The organism is Curtobacterium sp. MCPF17_018 (assembly GCF_003234135.1).
GTDB classification, from domain to species: domain Bacteria; phylum Actinomycetota; class Actinomycetes; order Actinomycetales; family Microbacteriaceae; genus Curtobacterium; species Curtobacterium flaccumfaciens.
The window spans coordinates 40,636-55,497 of record NZ_QKSJ01000017.1; the positions used below are offsets into that span (position 1 = coordinate 40,636).

Here is a 14,862-nt window from a genome sequence, read left to right on the forward strand (position 1 = left end):
GGGCGGGGCGAGACGCGCCGTTGCGTCCCGCCCCGCCCCGCTCGTGCCGCGGCTCAGGACACCTGGAGCCGCGAGTACTGCGCCGACGAGAGCTGCTCGGCGGCACCGCCGTCGGCGCCCACCCGCCAGAGCCCGGGCGTCGGACCGCCGCCGATCACGACGAACACGTCGCCGTCCTCGTCGGCGGCTCCCACGAAGGCACCACGACCGTTCGCGGTCGGACCGCTCATCGTGTGCTCGCTGAGCGTCCCCGCGGCGTCGCGGGCGACCAGGTGTGTCAGGGTCTGGTCGACGTGGCAGCCCTTCGGACTCCCCTCGCTGGCCGACGGGCACCACTCCGCCGACTGCAGCTGCGTGAGGTGGGTCGAGTTCACCGCGGCGTACTGGAACGCGGTGCGGGGTTCGAACAGCGTGATCGTCGTCGATGCCGCGGCGATCGCGTACCAGCCGGAGTACCCGGACCCGCCGAACGCCTGGAAGCTGACGTAGAGCGTGCCCTGGCCGTCGGCGAGCAGGCCGTTCAGGTACCCGAGGCCGCTGCCGTTCGGCGCGACGACCGTCCGCTTGGTGACGGTGCCCGACGGGCTGGCGGTGTTCACCACGCCACCGCGGCTCGTGCTCGAGAACGTCGACACCGTGCCGTCACGGCCGACCGCCCACAGCGTGCGCGTCGCCGAGCTCTCGGGCGGCGCGAAGGCGACCACGCTGGCAGCAGCACCGCCGCGCACGGACAGCTTCTGCACCGCACGGGTCACGGAGTCCACCCAGTACAGGTTGCCCTCGGCGTCGGAGCGCAGGTCCGGGGTCAGGTGCAGACCGGACGCGATGGTCTCGGTCTCGCCGCCGTCGGCCGGGTGCAGCAGGATCGCGGTGCCGTCCACCGACGGTGTGAAGACGTCGCCGTCGGCGTTCGCGGTGAAGCCGGCGCCGTCGGTCGCGACCGTGGTGGGCTCGTCCGTGCCCGAGGTCGGGAACCGCACGACGTCGCCGTTGCCGTCGAGGGCGAACAGCGACTGCGTCGTCTCCGGCTCGGGCGCCGGCGGTGACGTCCAGCGCAGCGTGACCGTGCGACCGGTCCCCCGGTGGCCGAGGGCACGCACCGAGAAGCGGTACGTGGTCGCGGGCGAGAGCTCGTCGAAGCGGTCGGAGCGGGCGCGCGGGTGGAGTCGGTGGACCTGGTGGTCGTGCCGGTTCGCGACGGCGTCGACGGCGACCTTCCAACCGGTCACCTTGGCGCCGCGGTCCGGGCCGCGCCACGTCAGCGTGGCACTGTCCGCGTCGCCGGTGACGCGGACGGCGGTCGGTGCTCCCGGCACCGACGGAGAGGTGTGCGCCGTCGCCGGCACCGCACCTCCGAAGACGAGCGCCGCGGCGGCCACCGCGGTGATGAGTGCTCGGTACACGATGGTTCCCCTGCCTTCCCCGCGGCTCCCTGCGTCACGGCTCCGGGTATCACAGCACCCTGCGGACTCCAGGGGAACGCCTGCGGGCGGGATCTGCGGTTCCCCGCACCGCAAGATGCCGCAGGCCCGGACCGGCAGACGCCGTCGTGTTCCCGAGACACCGCCGAATCCGACGGCGTCTCGCCGACTCGGCGGCGTGGAACCGACACGACGGCGTCTCGGGGCCCGGGACCCGCACCGACGACGGACGGGAGGCCCGGTGCCAGCCGGCACCGGGCCTCCCGTCAGAAGGGGGTCGCGTCTCGGACGCGGCGCGTCTCAGTAGCGCGGCTTGCGCTCCGGACGGTCGTCACGGTCACCGCGCGGCGCGCGGTCCTCGTACCGGCGCCCGCCACCACGGCGGTCCGGGCGGATCTCGATGAGCTTGCCGCTGATCCGGGTGTCGGTCAGGCGGTCGAGCACACCGGCGTCCATGTCCGCCGGCAGTTCCACGATCGAGAAGTCCGGACGGATCTGGATCGCACCGAAGTCGTCACGGCGCAGACCGCCCTCGTTCGCGAGGGCACCGACGATCTGGCGCGGCTCGACGCGGTGGCGGCGGCCGACCTCGATGCGGTACGGGGTCATCGGCTGCGAACGACGCGGTCCGCGGTCACCACGGTCGCGGTCGCCTCCACGGTCGCCGCGGTCGCTGCGCCCACCACGGTCGTCGCGGGCACCACGCTCGTCGCGCTCGCTGCGACGGGCGTCGCGCTCCATCTGGGTGCGGAGGGCGTCGTCGGCTGCGGTGAGGAGCAGCGGCGAGTCACCCTGCGCCACGACGGCCAGGGCTGCGGCGACGTCGTCCGAGGGGACGTCGTGGTGCTCGACGTAGTGCGCGATGACGTCGCGGAAGGCCGCGATCCGGCCCTGGTCCTCGAGCGCCGCGGTGATGGCGTCGTCGAAGCGGGTCAGGCGCGTCTCGTTGACGTCGTCGATGGTCGGCAGCTGCATCTGCGTGAGCGGCTGCTTGGTGTGGCGCTCGATCGCGGACAGCAGGCGACGCTCACGCGGGGTGACGAAGCTGATCGAGTCACCCGAGCGGCCGGCGCGACCGGTCCGGCCGATGCGGTGCACGTAGGACTCGATGTCGACCGGGATGTCGAAGTTCACGACGTGCGTGATGCGGTCGACGTCGAGACCACGGGCGGCGACGTCGGTGGCGACCAGGATGTCGAGCTTGCCCGACTTCAGCTGGTTGACGGTGCGCTCGCGCTGGGCCTGGGCGACGTCACCGCTGATCGCGGCGGCGGCGTACCCGCGGGCACGGAGCTTCTCGGCCAGGGTCTCGGTCTCGCTCTTGGTGCGGACGAAGATGATCATGCCCTCGAAGTCCTCGACCTCGAGGATGCGGGTGAGTGCGTCGACCTTCTGCGGGTACGAGACCATCAGGTAACGCTGCGTGATGTTCGCGGCGGTCTTCGTCTTGGTCTTGACGGTGATCTCGGCCGGGTCGGTCAGGTACTGCTGCGAGATGCGGCGGATCTGCGCGGGCATGGTCGCCGAGAAGAGCGCGACCTGCTTGTCGTCCGGGGTGTCGGCGAGGATCGTCTCGACGTCCTCGGCGAAGCCCATCTTGAGCATCTCATCGGCCTCGTCGAGCACCAGGTACTTGAGCTCGGACAGGTCGAGCGTGCCCTTCGCCAGGTGGTCCATGATGCGACCCGGGGTGCCGACGATGACGTCGACGCCGCGGCGCAGGGCGGAGAGCTGCACGCCGTACGCCTGGCCGCCGTAGACCGGCAGGACGTGGACGTTCTTCATGTGCGACGCGAACTGCTCGAACGCCTCGCAGACCTGCAGGGCGAGCTCACGCGTCGGGGAGAGCACGAGCGCCTGGGGCTTCTTGCTGCCGGACTCCATGCGGGACAGGATCGGCAGCGCGAAGGCCGCGGTCTTGCCGGTGCCGGTCTGCGCCAGGCCGACGACGTCGCGCCCGGCGAGGAGCGTGGGGATGGTGGCTTCCTGGATGGCGGAAGGGGTCTCGTAGCCGATGTCCTTGACGGCCTTGAGCACAGCGTCGCTCAGGCCGAGATCGGCGAACGTCACCACGGGCCCGTCGTCGAGGGTCTCAGTGGTGGGGGTGGTGTCCGTGCTCATACCACCAACGGTATCTCGAATGCGCGCTCCGCAGGGACGGGAGGCCCGTGGCGACGCCGCCACGGGCCTCCCGCCCGTCCCCCTGGTCACGTCACGAGCGCGTGGTGCCGATCCCCAGGACCGCGTCGGCCCGGTCGTTCAGTCGCGTCAGCATCTCGGCGAGCGAGCGCAGCTCGTCCGAGGCGAACTCCCCCGTCAGGTCGTCGAACACCTCGGCGCCGGCGGCGTCCAGCTCGTCGAGCAGTCGGCGGCCGGCGGGGGCGAGGGCGACGAGCGTGGCGCGGCCGTCGGCGGGGTCGGGCGCCCCGACCAGGTGCTCGGCCTCGATCAGCGAGGCGACCCGGCGGCTGATCACCGGGCGCGACAGCCCGGTCGCGTCGGCGATCGCGGTCGCCCGGACCGGGCCGTGCCCGGCGACGGCTCGCAGGATCACGCGGGCCGTCGGGTCGAGCCCGCCCCGGGACTCGATGAGCGAGGAGCGCAGGGTCTGCCGGACCCACAGCCGGTCGAGCTGGGATCGCAGGAGTCGCTCGGCGGCACGCCGGTCGTCGGTCACGCGCTCAGCGTAGCGGGCACATTTAGTTGCTTGCCGGAAGCAACAGATGTATCGTTGCGCGGTCTGCAAAGTTTCACAGCCAGAAAAAGGAGTTCGATGACCGCCACCGCACCCGTCCCGGTGCAGCACGGTCGGCACACCGCCGAGGCCCCCGCGGCCTCCGGGGGCGCCGGCCAGCAGCCGCTGATGACCCACCGTCAGATCCTCCTGGTGATCTACGGCCTGATGGCGGGCATGTTCCTGTCCTCGCTCGGCCAGACGGTGTTCGGCACGGCGATCCGCACGATCGGCGACGACCTGCACGGGCTCGACCAGCAGGCCTGGGTGACGACCGCGTACCTCATCACCTCGACGATCGCGACGCCGATCTACGGCAAGCTCTCCGACATCTTCGGCCGCCGCCCGCTGTACATCTTCGGCATCGTCGTCTTCATCCTCGGCGCCGTCCTGTCGTCGATGTCGACCTCGATGCTCATGCTCGCCGCCTTCCGCGCGGTGCAGGGCATCGGTGCCGGCGCGCTGATGTCACTGCCGCTCGCGATCATGGGCGACATCCTCGCCCCGCGCGAGCGCGCCAAGTACCAGGGGTACTTCCTCGCCGTGTTCGGCATCTCGTCCGTCATCGGCCCGCTCATCGGCGGTCTGCTCGCCGGTTCCTCCGAGATCCTGTGGATCACCGGCTGGCGCTGGGTGCTCCTGATCAACGTGCCGATCGGTGTCGCGGCGCTCCTCATGGTCATCGTGTTCCTGCACCTGCCGAAGGTGCACGGCGCCGGCGACGCGAAGCCGAAGGTCGACTGGTGGGGCGCGACCGCCGTCATCGTCACCCTCGTGCCGCTCCTGCTCGTCGCCGAACAGGGCCGCATCTGGGGCTGGGGCTCCCCCGCCGCCCTCGCCTGCTACGTCGTCGGTGTCGTCGGCCTGATCGGTCTGCTGCTCATCGAGTCGAAGATGGGCGACGCGGCGATCATCCCGCTCAAGCTGTTCCGCTCGGGCACGTTCTCGATGGCGACCGTCATCGGGTTCCTGGTCGGCTTCGCGATGTTCGGCGCGATGCTCACCATCCCGCTCTACCTGCAGATCGTCGTCGGACTGACCCCGACCGAGTCCGGCTTCGCGACGCTGCCGCTCGTCGGTGGTCTGATGATCGCCTCGATCACCTCGGGTCAGATCGTCGCCCGCGTCGGCCGGTACCGGATCTTCCCGGTCATCGGCACCGCGCTCGTCTCCGCCGGCTACGTCGTCCTGACCTTCATGACGATCGACAAGCCGCTCTGGTTCCTGATGATCGGCATGTTCCTCATCGGGCTCGGCCTCGGCTCGGTCATGCAGTCGCTGACCCTGGCGTCGCAGGGCTCCGTCGAGGCTCGTGACATGGGCGTCGCCACGTCGTCCGCCACGTTCTTCCGCCAGATCGGTGGCACGCTCGGCACCGCCGTGCTGCTGTCCATCCTGTTCTCGGTGATGCCGGCGAACATCCTGACCGCGACCGCGAACCAGAAGGACCTCGGTCCGGCGCTCGACGCCGCGCTCAACCCGACCGTCGCCAGCGCGAAGGCGAACCAGGGCGCCATGGACAAGATCTGGACGCCCGTCGTCACCCCGCTGACGAAGACCGTGCAGTCGCAGCTCGACGCCGCCTCGGCGAAGGCGAAGCAGGCCGCCGACGCCGCGGTCACCGAGCAGGTCACCGCGGCCGTGCAGCAGCAGGTCACCGCCGGTGCCGTGCCCGCCGCAGCAGCGCAGACCGTCATCGACCAGCAGGTCACCGCGGCCACGCCGGCCGCCGAACGGTCGGCACTCGAGCAGGTCGCCGACCAGGCGCACGCCAGCGTGCAGGACGGCACCGTGTCCGTCGACTGGGCGGACGCCGGACAGCGCTCCTACTGGGTCGACGAGCTCACCCCGGAGCTGGCGAAGAAGATCGACGACGGCAACACCACGAGCGACAGCGCCACCAGCACGAACGACACCTCGTTCCTGACCGGTGCGGACAGCCGCCTGACCCGGCCGTTCATGGCGGGCTTCAACGCCTCGTCCGTGACGATCTACTGGGTCGGTCTCGGCGTCATCCTGCTCGCGTTCGTGCTGACCTGGTTCTTCCGGGTACCGCCGCTGCGCCAGCGGTCCGCGCTGCAGGAGCAGGCCGACATGTCCGCCGAGGCGCAGCTCGAGGCCGAGGCGGGAGCCGCCGCAGCCGAGGCCGGCTCGTTCACAGGCCCGATGACCGGGTCCGTGCCGACCGGTTCGGGTTCGACCGGATCGGGTTCGACCGGATCGGGTTCGACCGGATCGGGTTCGACCGGATCGGGTTCGACCGGTTCGGGTTCGACCGGATCCACGCCGACGCACCGTCGGTGACCGACCGGGGCGTCCGTCCGTGCCCCCTTTCCGGGCGGGCGCCCCGCCCACACACACCAACCCACCAGGAGTCCACGTGATCACCACCCCGGCAGCGGCTGCGGCAACGGAGCCGTGCACGCTGCGTGAACGGAAGAAGCAGCAGACCCGGCAGGCACTGCACGACGCAGCGCTCACCCTGGTGTCCGCGCACGGGCTCGACGGCGTCACGGTCGAGCAGATCTGCGCCGACGCCGACGTCTCCCCCCGCACCTTCTTCAACTACTTCTCGTCGAAGGCGCACGCCGCGCTCGGGCTCGACTCCGTCGAGGTCCCGGAGCACTCCGCGGCCTGGTTCGCCGAGACCGACGGTGCCCTGGTCGACGACCTGTGCACCCTGGTCGCGGCCACCGTCCCGCTCTCGCAGGACCGCCTCCGAATGAAGGAGCTGCTCGTGCTCCGGCCGGAGATGTCCTCGATGGTGATGCAGTGGATGGCCGAGTCGCGCCAGTCCCTGCTCAGCGTCGTCGGCACCCGCACGGACGCGCAGACCGCCCGCACCGCGGTGACCCTGGTGATGTCGGCGCTCAGCGAGGCGGCGCACCGCGAGACCGTGCGGAGCAACGACGAGCTCGCGGACCGGCTCCGTGCCGTCGTGCGCGAGATGGCGGCGCTCGTCTCCTGAGCCGCCGCCGGCCGGCTCACCTTGTCGAATCGGGCGTACCTGGCAGGAAGTTCCTGCCCGGTACGCCCGATTCCGCTTTCCAGTGCACCTGTTCTGGGAAGGAACGTCGCGCCGTGCGCGTGCCCGGAGCCGGACGGGAGGCCCGTGGCGGTGTCGCCACGGGCCTCCCGTCCGTCAGGTGTCCGGGTGGCGAACACGCCGTCGTGTCCGCCCGACGCCGCGAAGTCGTCGAGGCGCCCCCGTTCCCGGAGGCGTCTCGACGTGACGACGGCGTCTCGTGCCGCAGCAACGGGTCAGACGACGGACCAGCCGCCGTCGCTCGGCAGCACCGCACCGTTGACGTTCGCCGAGTCATCGCTCAGCAACCAGGTGATGGCGGCGGCGAGCTGCTCGGGCTGGGCGACCGGCGGGATGGTGGTCTGCATGATCGGACCGACCCGGCGGGCCGCGTACTCGCTGCGCATCGGTGCCTCGATGTTCGTGGCGACCGCACCCGGTGCCACGGCGTTCGCCCGGATGCCCTGCGGCCCGTGGAAGAACGCGACGCTCTTGGTGTACCCGGCGATGGCGTGCTTCGACGAGGTGTAGGCAGCACCGGCGGCCGAGGCCTTCAACGCGGCCTCGGACGCGACGTTCACGACCGAGCCCTTGCCGGCGGCGATCATCAGCGGCAGCACCGCGCGCGTCAGGCGCATCGGGCCGGTGACGTTGACGCTGAAGACACGCTCCCAGGTGGCGTCGTCGACCTCGTCCGGCGGCAGGAACGCGTCCATGATGCCGGCGACGTTGGCGAGCCCGTCCACCCGGTCGCCGGCGGCGGCGATGAGTGCGTCGATGGTCTCGCTCGCGGCGACGTCGCCGACGACGGTCTCCACGGCGAAGCCCTCGAGCTCCGAGCGGAGTGCGTCGAGTCGCTCGCCCACGACGTCGGTCGCGATGACGCGCCCGCCCTCGTTCGCGATGCGCGTCGCCGTGGCGCGTCCGATGCCGGAACCCGCTCCGGTGACGATGATGGTCCTGCCGGTGAACCGTCCGGCGGTGGTGTCGGTCATGTCGTCTCCTCGATGAGAGGCGCTCACTGCGCCACACCGGTTATAGCACTCAGTGCCGAAAGGTCTCCATGAGCTCGACGAACGACCGTCCGACGGGGCGCCCGCGCACCATCGACCCCGACGCCGTGTCCCTCGTCGCGCTCCGGCTGTTCGACGAGCAGGGCTTCGACGCGGTGTCGATGGAGGACGTCGCCGCGGCGGCCGGGGTGAGCCGTCGGTCGCTCTTCCGGCTGTTCCCGAACAAGGCGGCGCTGGTGTGGGGCGGTCTCGACGAGTTCGCCGCACGGTTCCGCGAAGCCCTGCGGTCACGGCCGGCAAACGAGCCCTCGGCGGTGGCGCTCCGGGCGGCCTACCGGATCGGAGCGACGTTCCCGGACGACGCGGTCGAGGTCACCCGACACCGACTCCGGGTCATCCGCGCGAACCCGTCGCTCGAGCACGTCGGCGCCGCCACGGTCACGGCCCTGACCGACGAGATCCTGCGGTACGTGGCCGAGCGGGACGGGGTCACCGCCGACGACCTCGCCGTCGCCGTGCGCGCCCACACGCTGGCCGCCGCCGCGAGCGCCGCACTCACCTGGTGGGCGCTGCACGGCGACGGACGGCCGGAGGACGTCGTGGAGCGCGCACTGGCGCTGCTCGGCTGACGAGCCCGAGGTTCCCCCACTCCGCACACGGGAGTACCTTGCCGGGCATGCACACGACCGGACCCGCGCCGTACTTCCAGTTCGCCGGCGCCGCCAGGCAGGCCCTCGAGCACTGGCAGCGGGTGTTCGGTGGCGAGGTGCAGATCGCGACCTATGCGGACTTCTCCCGCACGGACGGTCCGGCCGACGCCGTCGCGCACGGCCAGCTCACCGGCGAGCTGCAGCTGTTCGCCGCGGACGCGAGCGAGCGCGACACCCCGTTCTCGGCGACGGGGCTGCTCTTCTCACTGCTCGGCGCTGCGGAACCGGGCGTCCTGCGTCGGTGGTTCGACCAGCTCGCCGAGGGCGGCACGGTCGTCGACCCGCTGCAGCAGCGCCCGTGGGGCGACTGGGACGGCACCGTCCGTGACGCGTACGGGGTCACCTGGCTGATCGGGTTCGAGGACTCGGCGCGCTGAGTCCCGCCCGCTGCAGCGCCTACTGCTGGTCGGACGGCAGCAGCGGCGCCCAGAAGGCGTCGGGACCGTCGGCCTGCACCGAGTCGCGCTCGAACCGGAACCCGTAGTCGCGCACGAAGTCGAGGGCCGCGGCCTGCTCGTCCTCGGCGTCGTCGTGGTCCGCGTCGAACAGGTACACCCCGTGCCCCATCGCGACACCGGCGTCGCTGATGACGGAGAGGTCCCAGCGCCCCTGTTCGGAACGCTCGATCCGGACGACGGCGGCCTGGGATGCGGTGAAGTCAGCCATGCCGCGAGCCTACGGACGCCCCGTGGCTGGCGTTCAGGATGCTCCGCGGCCACTACGCTGTGCACGGTCACAGGTCAGACGAGTGGAGAACGAATTGTCAGTCGGATTGCTCGCCGTGGTGGACGACATCCTCTCCGCAGCCCTCAAGGCCAGCGCGAAGACCGCCGGGGTCGTGATCGACGACGCCGCCGTCACGCCCCAGTACGTGCAGGGCCTCGAGCCCGCTCGTGAACTCCCGGTCGTCGGGCGCATCGCCCTCGGCAGCCTGTTCAACAAGTTCATCATCATCATCCCGCTGGCCTTGCTGCTCACGGCCTTCGCACCCGGGGTGCTGCCGTGGCTGCTGCTGCTCGGCGGCACCTACCTGTGCTTCGAGGGTGCCGAGAAGGTCACCGAGTGGTTCGGTGTCCACCACGAGGGCGGGTCCGACGAGGCCGTCACCGAACCGAAGCTCGTCTTCGGCGCCATCCGCACCGACCTCATCCTGAGCACCGAGATCATGCTCATCGCACTGGCGGGCCTCGACCCCGACCTGGGGCTCTGGCCGACGCTCGGCGCCCTGATCGTGATCGGTCTGGTCATGACCGCGGTCGTCTACGGCGCCGTGGCACTGCTCGTGAAGGTCGACGACATCGGCCTGCAGATGATGAAGAACTCCGTCCGCCGCACCCGCCGGATCGGTGCCCGCATCGTGCGTGCTATGCCGATGGTCTTCCGCGTCATCAGCGTCATCGGCACGGTCGCGATGCTGTGGGTCGGTGGCCACCTGGTGATCGCGAACCTCGCCGAGACCTTCTGGCACGGTCCGTACGACCTGCTGCACGTGATCGAGCACGCGCTCGAGGCCGCAGGCCCCGTCGTCGTCTGGATCGCCGACACGGCCGTGTCGGCCGTGGTCGGCCTCGCGCTGGGCATGGTCGTCGTCGGCATCGTGCTGGGCATCGGCCGCCTGCGCGGCAAGCGGCACTGACGCGGCTGCACGGCGGACGGGAGGCCCGTGGCGGTCCGACGCCGCGCCTCCCGTCCGGCGCACCGCGCGCCCACCGCTGACGGTGCGAGCCGCACTCAGCGCTGCACGTTCTCCAGGTCCTCGAGCAGGCTCGGGTGCGTCGGGACCCAGCCGAGCGCTCCGCGCGTGTGGGCACTCGACGCCGGCTGGTCCATCGCGAAGATCGGCGCGAACGCGCCGAACGTCTCGTCGGCCACCCGCTCGACGGGCAGGCCGAGCCGACGCCCGATGACCTCGGCCAGGTCACGCACCCGGTCGCCCTCGTCGGCGACCGCGTGCCAGACGGTCCCCGCCGGAGCACCTTCGAGCGCGAGCCGGAACAGCACCGCGGCGTCCGCGGCGTGCACGGCGGGCCACCGCTGCTCGCCGTCGCCGGGGTAGCCCGCGACCCCCGCCTGTCGGGCCGCCTCCGTCAGGATCCCGGCGAACCCGCCCGTGCCGTCCGCGTGCACGGTGCGCGGCAGCCGGATCGCCGAGACCCGGACACCCCGTGCCGCCAGGTCGAGGGCGGCGAGGACGGATCGGGCTCGCCCCGCGACCGGCCCCTCGAGCGGGAGCGGGTCGGTCTCGACCGATGCCCGACCAGGCTCCCACGGTGTGCCGGAGACGACGACGAACGGGCGGTCGCTGCCGACGAGCGCCTCGCCGAGTGCGGCCATGGCGGCACCTTCCTCGGCGATGCCCCGCTCGAGCGCCTCCGCCGAACTGAAGTCGTTCGAGAACGCGAGGCTGATGACCCCGTCGGCGGCGCGTGCGCCCTCGCGCAGCACGTCGAGGTCGGTGAGTGCACCGCGGGTGGGGGTCGCCCCCGCGGCGACGAGGGCAGCGGTCGACCGGTCCGACCGGGCCAGGGCCGTGACGGTGTGCCCGGCTGCGATGAGTTCGGTGACGACCGCGGTGCCGATGGTGCCGGTGCCGCCGGTGACGAAGACGTGCATGGTGCTCCTCAGAAGTGATGGGACTTTTGTACCGTCACCGTACACCCGCGATGGGACAATTGTCCCGTCGCGTATGATCGTCCCATGGTGCGATGGCAACCCGGAGCCCGGGAACGACTGGTCCTGGCCGCGGTCGACCTGTTCTCCGAGCAGGGCTACGACGAGACGACCGTCGCGCAGATCACCGACCGCGCCGGTGTCACGAAGAGCACGTTCTTCCGGCACTTCCCGGACAAGCGCGAACTGCTCGTCGCCGGGCAGGAGACCCTGAGCCGCCTCCTCGCCGAGGGGATCACCGGCGCACCGGCCGGCGCCACCCCGCTCGATGCCGTCGCCGCGGGACTGGAACGGGCCTCGGACGAGATGGGACCGCTCAACCGCGAGCTCGGACCACGACTGCGAGCGGCCGTCGCCGCCAGCGCCGAGCTGCAGGAGCGCGACGCCCTGAAGAGCGTCGGGATGGCCGCGGCCATGACCGACGCCCTGGTCGGCCGCGGTGTCGCCGACGCGCCCGCGCGGCTGGCCGCCGAGATGGGTGTCCTGGCATTCAAGCAGGGCTTCGAGCGGTGGTCCGGTGTGGGGCGTGCGGACGACGACCGGCTGGCCGACCACGCCGCGGCCGCGCTCGCGGAGCTCCGAGCCGCGGCCGCCCAGCTCGGCTGAGCGGACGCCGGTCGCGCATCGACGTATCCTCGGCGCCATGGCAACGGTGCGACAGGTCCAGGTGACGTTCGACTGCGCCGAGCCGGAGCGTGTCGCCCGGTTCTGGTGCGAGGTCCTCGGGTACGTGGTGCCACCGCCCCCACCGGGGTTCGCCGACTGGGACGCGTTCGACCGGTCGCTGCCGCCGGAGCACCGGGGATCGGCCTTCGCGTGCGTCGACCCGACCGGTGCCGGGCCCCGCCTGTTCTTCCAGCGCGTCCCCGAGGGCAAGACGGCGAAGAATCGCGTGCACCTGGACGTCCGGGTCGGCACCGGGATGCTCGGTGCCGAACGGCTCGCGGCCCTCGACGCCGAGAGCGCCCGACTGGTCGGGCTCGGCGCCACCCAGGTCCGTCGGATGACGGCGGACCAGGTGAACGAGTCGTGCATCGTCATGCAGGACGTCGAGGGCAACGAGTTCTGCCTGGACTGACCGGCGTATCGTCGACGGACCCGAAGCCGCACCGCCGCGCCACGGAAGGACCCCCACCCCGAATGACCGTCACCACCGCATCCGACGCCACCGCCCTCGAACACCTGCTGGGGTCGGACCAGGTGCTCCGCGACCCGGAGTCGCTCGAGCGCTACCGTCACGACGACGCCGAGTGGGCCGACTCCACCGCGCCGCTCGCCGTGGTCCTGGCGCGCAGCACCGACGACGTCGTCACCGCCGTCCGCTGGGCAGCAGCCGCGGGTGTCCGGGTCGTCCCCCGTGGTGCCGGCACCGGCCTGTCCGGCGGCGCGAACGCGATGGCCGACTCGATCGTCGTGTCGCTCGAGCGGATGAACCGGGTGCTCGAGGTGAACACCGACGAGCGCTACGCCGTCACCGAGCCCGGCGTCATCAACGACGCACTCCGCGCGGCGGTCGCCGAGCACGGCCTCTGGTACCCGCCGGACCCGGCGAGCTCGGCCATCTCGACGATCGGCGGCAACGTCGCGACGAACGCCGGCGGCATCTGCTGCGTCAAGTACGGGGTCACCCGCGACTACGTGCTCGGCATGACCGTCGTGCTGGCCGACGGATCGGTGGTCGAGCTCGGTCGCCGGACGGCGAAGGGCGTCGCCGGGTACGACCTCACCGGGCCGATGGTCGGTTCCGAGGGCACGCTCGGCATCGTCGTGTCGGTCACCGTGAAGCTGCTCCCCCTGGCCGGCCGTGACGAGCGGGCGGTGATCGGGTACTTCCCCTCGCTGACCGCAGCGGGCGACGCCGTGGCCGCGATCTCGCGCGCGGGCATCATCCCCGCGGCACTCGAGATCGTCGACCGCACCTGCCTGCGAGCCGTCGACGCCTGGATGCACCTCGGGCTGCCGGCGGACGTCGACACCCTGCTGCTCGCACGGGTCGACGAGCGCGGTGCGGCCGGCGACGGGATCGCCGACCACGTCGCCGACGTCTTCGCGCGGGCCGGCGGCACGGACGTCGAGCGGGCCACCGATCCCCAGGACATCGACCGACTGTTCCAGGCCCGCCGACTCGCCTACCCGGCACTCGAACGGCTCGGTCCGGTGTTGACCGAGGACATCTGCGTGCCGAGGAGCGCGGTGCCCGAGATGCTCCGGCGGATCCAGGTGACCGCGGACGCACAGGACGTCACGATCGCCAACATCGCGCACGCCGGCGACGGCAACCTGCACCCGCTGATCATCGCGCCCGAGGGCGACGACGCCGCGAAGGCCCGTGCGAAGACCGCGTTCGACCAGATCGTGGCGGACTGCCTGGCGCTCGGTGGGACCGTGACCGGTGAGCACGGCGTCGGGCTGCTGAAGCTGCCGGGCCTGCGGGTCGAGCTCGGCGACCGCGTGCTCGCGATGCACCGCTCCGTCAAGGACGCGCTCGACCCGGAGGGGACCCTGAACCCGGGCAAGGCGTTCTGACCGGGCAGACGACGGACGGGAGGCCCGGTGCCAGCTGGCACCGGGCCTCCCGTCCGTCAGGTGGTCGCGTTCAGCGACCGGTGTGCGTCACGCAGGAGCGCATCCGCACGCCCGCCGCTCAGTGGCGACGGAAGTACCCGTTCGCGCCACCGACGTACATCAGGATGGTCGCGATGAGCACCGCGATGCCACCGATCCAACCGAAGGCGTTGCCACCCGAGGCCGCGCCGACGCCGACACCGATGAGCTGCAGGATCGCGAGGACCGTCAGCACGATGCGGGCCCAGTTGCGGCCGTCGCGCATCTTGAAGACGATGATGAGCTCGATCACGGCGAGGATGAACGCGAAGATCGCGCCGCCGACGAGCGGGGCGGTGCCGACGTCCTGTGCGGCGGACGAGCTGCCACCCGAGACCAGACCGATGATGCCCTGCAGGATGTTCGCCAGGACCACGACGAGCCAGATGACGAACGAGACGGTGACGGAGGTGGGACGACTGGACGTCGATGCCATGGGGAATGCCTTTCTCTATGGACCACGTTCAGCGGCCTCTCAGAGAACGTACTTGCAGGCGCGCCCGCTGTCCGGATGAGCCCGAAGGTCACAGAGCGGTAACGACGGCGAATCCGTCCAAACCCTTCGCCGCAGGGTGCCGAATCACCTGCAACGACCGGGAAACACCCGGAGCGCTCACCAGCCGCACATCGCTGGTTCTCCACCCCACCGAGGGTGTGTTCGGCGCGCACACAGCAGCCGCGCCGA

Annotated in this window: 15 protein-coding genes; 8 read left to right on the forward strand and 7 right to left on the reverse strand. The window is 71.5% G+C overall.

The window, feature by feature from the left end; all coding sequences use genetic code 11:
- Window positions 1-53 precede the first annotated feature (53 nt).
- The 3 genes from DEJ27_RS16070 to DEJ27_RS17860 form a co-directional block, all read right to left on the reverse strand.
- Window positions 54-1,403 carry a fibronectin type III domain-containing protein gene (locus DEJ27_RS16070; protein WP_146244711.1) on the reverse strand — a complete coding sequence of 450 codons (1,350 nt, stop codon included), beginning with the start codon at window positions 1,401-1,403 and terminating at the stop codon, window positions 54-56.
- 318 nt (window positions 1,404-1,721) lie between these two features.
- On the reverse strand, window positions 1,722-3,542 hold the full coding sequence (locus tag DEJ27_RS16075; RefSeq protein WP_110862632.1) for a DEAD/DEAH box helicase: 1,821 nt from the start codon (window positions 3,540-3,542) through the stop codon (window positions 1,722-1,724).
- A gap of 91 nt (window positions 3,543-3,633) precedes the next feature.
- Window positions 3,634-4,098 (reverse strand): MarR family winged helix-turn-helix transcriptional regulator, encoded by a 465-nt coding sequence (locus DEJ27_RS17860; protein WP_181420175.1) that lies wholly within the window; start codon window positions 4,096-4,098, stop codon window positions 3,634-3,636.
- Window positions 4,099-4,194: 96 nt separating this feature from the next.
- Here DEJ27_RS17860 and DEJ27_RS16085 point away from each other — a divergent pair, with 96 nt between their 5' ends.
- Together DEJ27_RS16085 and DEJ27_RS16090 are read left to right on the forward strand one after the other, a co-directional pair.
- On the forward strand, window positions 4,195-6,459 hold the full coding sequence (locus DEJ27_RS16085; protein ID WP_258370386.1) for an MDR family MFS transporter: 2,265 nt from the start codon (window positions 4,195-4,197) through the stop codon (window positions 6,457-6,459).
- A 76-nt stretch (window positions 6,460-6,535) separates the two neighbouring features.
- A complete protein-coding gene (locus DEJ27_RS16090) occupies window positions 6,536-7,123 on the forward strand; it encodes a TetR/AcrR family transcriptional regulator (RefSeq protein ID WP_111091425.1) in 588 nt (195 codons plus the stop codon).
- Between the two features lie 293 nt (window positions 7,124-7,416).
- On the opposite strand, the gene DEJ27_RS16095 is transcribed toward DEJ27_RS16090, so the two are convergent.
- A complete protein-coding gene (locus tag DEJ27_RS16095; protein WP_111091426.1) occupies window positions 7,417-8,175 on the reverse strand; it encodes an SDR family NAD(P)-dependent oxidoreductase in 759 nt (252 codons plus the stop codon).
- A gap of 68 nt (window positions 8,176-8,243) precedes the next feature.
- Here DEJ27_RS16095 and DEJ27_RS16100 point away from each other — a divergent pair, with 68 nt between their 5' ends.
- Window positions 8,244-8,822, forward strand: a complete 579-nt coding sequence (locus DEJ27_RS16100; protein ID WP_111091427.1) for a TetR family transcriptional regulator — start codon at window positions 8,244-8,246, stop codon at window positions 8,820-8,822.
- A 47-nt stretch (window positions 8,823-8,869) separates the two neighbouring features.
- Entirely contained in the window at window positions 8,870-9,280 is a 411-nt protein-coding gene (locus DEJ27_RS16105; RefSeq protein ID WP_111091428.1) for a VOC family protein, read from the forward strand.
- A 19-nt stretch (window positions 9,281-9,299) separates the two neighbouring features.
- Here the strand turns inward: DEJ27_RS16105 and DEJ27_RS16110 are convergent, their stop codons facing one another.
- Entirely contained in the window at window positions 9,300-9,569 is a 270-nt protein-coding gene (locus DEJ27_RS16110) for a hypothetical protein (RefSeq protein WP_111091429.1), read from the reverse strand.
- A 94-nt stretch (window positions 9,570-9,663) separates the two neighbouring features.
- Between DEJ27_RS16110 and DEJ27_RS16115 the strand changes: the two genes are divergently transcribed.
- Window positions 9,664-10,539 (forward strand): DUF808 domain-containing protein, encoded by an 876-nt coding sequence (locus DEJ27_RS16115; RefSeq protein ID WP_110862657.1) that lies wholly within the window; start codon window positions 9,664-9,666, stop codon window positions 10,537-10,539.
- A gap of 95 nt (window positions 10,540-10,634) precedes the next feature.
- Here DEJ27_RS16115 and DEJ27_RS16120 read toward each other — a convergent pair whose 3' ends face one another.
- Window positions 10,635-11,516 carry an SDR family oxidoreductase gene (locus DEJ27_RS16120; RefSeq protein WP_110862627.1) on the reverse strand — a complete coding sequence of 294 codons (882 nt, stop codon included), beginning with the start codon at window positions 11,514-11,516 and terminating at the stop codon, window positions 10,635-10,637.
- 84 nt (window positions 11,517-11,600) lie between these two features.
- On the opposite strand from DEJ27_RS16120, the gene DEJ27_RS16125 reads away from it, so the two are divergent.
- From DEJ27_RS16125 to DEJ27_RS16135, 3 genes are all read left to right on the forward strand, one after another.
- Window positions 11,601-12,179 (forward strand): TetR/AcrR family transcriptional regulator, encoded by a 579-nt coding sequence (locus DEJ27_RS16125; RefSeq protein WP_111091430.1) that lies wholly within the window; start codon window positions 11,601-11,603, stop codon window positions 12,177-12,179.
- A 37-nt stretch (window positions 12,180-12,216) separates the two neighbouring features.
- Window positions 12,217-12,651, forward strand: a complete 435-nt coding sequence (locus DEJ27_RS16130) for a VOC family protein (protein WP_111091431.1) — start codon at window positions 12,217-12,219, stop codon at window positions 12,649-12,651.
- A gap of 62 nt (window positions 12,652-12,713) precedes the next feature.
- Window positions 12,714-14,099 (forward strand): FAD-binding oxidoreductase, encoded by a 1,386-nt coding sequence (locus DEJ27_RS16135; RefSeq protein WP_111091432.1) that lies wholly within the window; start codon window positions 12,714-12,716, stop codon window positions 14,097-14,099.
- A gap of 118 nt (window positions 14,100-14,217) precedes the next feature.
- Here the strand turns inward: DEJ27_RS16135 and DEJ27_RS16140 are convergent, their stop codons facing one another.
- Window positions 14,218-14,613, reverse strand: coding sequence for a hypothetical protein (locus DEJ27_RS16140; RefSeq protein WP_110862623.1), 396 nt, complete (start codon window positions 14,611-14,613; stop codon window positions 14,218-14,220).
- Window positions 14,614-14,862: the final 249 nt, after the last annotated feature.

Excerpts from the sequence above, each read along its gene's own strand:
- DEJ27_RS16075 (WP_110862632.1), bottom strand. The coding sequence starts at position 3,542 with ATGAGCACGGACACCACCCCCACCACTGAGACCCTCGACGACGGGCCC.
- DEJ27_RS16085 (WP_258370386.1), top strand. The coding sequence starts at position 4,195 with ATGACCGCCACCGCACCCGTCCCGGTGCAGCACGGTCGGCACACCGCC.
- DEJ27_RS16095 (WP_111091426.1), bottom strand. The coding sequence starts at position 8,175 with ATGACCGACACCACCGCCGGACGGTTCACCGGCAGGACCATCATCGTC.
- DEJ27_RS16100 (WP_111091427.1), top strand. The coding sequence starts at position 8,244 with ATGAGCTCGACGAACGACCGTCCGACGGGGCGCCCGCGCACCATCGAC.
- DEJ27_RS16105 (WP_111091428.1), top strand. The coding sequence starts at position 8,870 with ATGCACACGACCGGACCCGCGCCGTACTTCCAGTTCGCCGGCGCCGCC.
- DEJ27_RS16110 (WP_111091429.1), bottom strand. The coding sequence starts at position 9,569 with ATGGCTGACTTCACCGCATCCCAGGCCGCCGTCGTCCGGATCGAGCGT.
- DEJ27_RS16120 (WP_110862627.1), bottom strand. The coding sequence starts at position 11,516 with ATGCACGTCTTCGTCACCGGCGGCACCGGCACCATCGGCACCGCGGTC.
- DEJ27_RS16125 (WP_111091430.1), top strand. The coding sequence starts at position 11,601 with ATGGTGCGATGGCAACCCGGAGCCCGGGAACGACTGGTCCTGGCCGCG.
- DEJ27_RS16130 (WP_111091431.1), top strand. The coding sequence starts at position 12,217 with ATGGCAACGGTGCGACAGGTCCAGGTGACGTTCGACTGCGCCGAGCCG.
- DEJ27_RS16135 (WP_111091432.1), top strand. The coding sequence starts at position 12,714 with ATGACCGTCACCACCGCATCCGACGCCACCGCCCTCGAACACCTGCTG.
- DEJ27_RS16140 (WP_110862623.1), bottom strand. The coding sequence starts at position 14,613 with ATGGCATCGACGTCCAGTCGTCCCACCTCCGTCACCGTCTCGTTCGTC.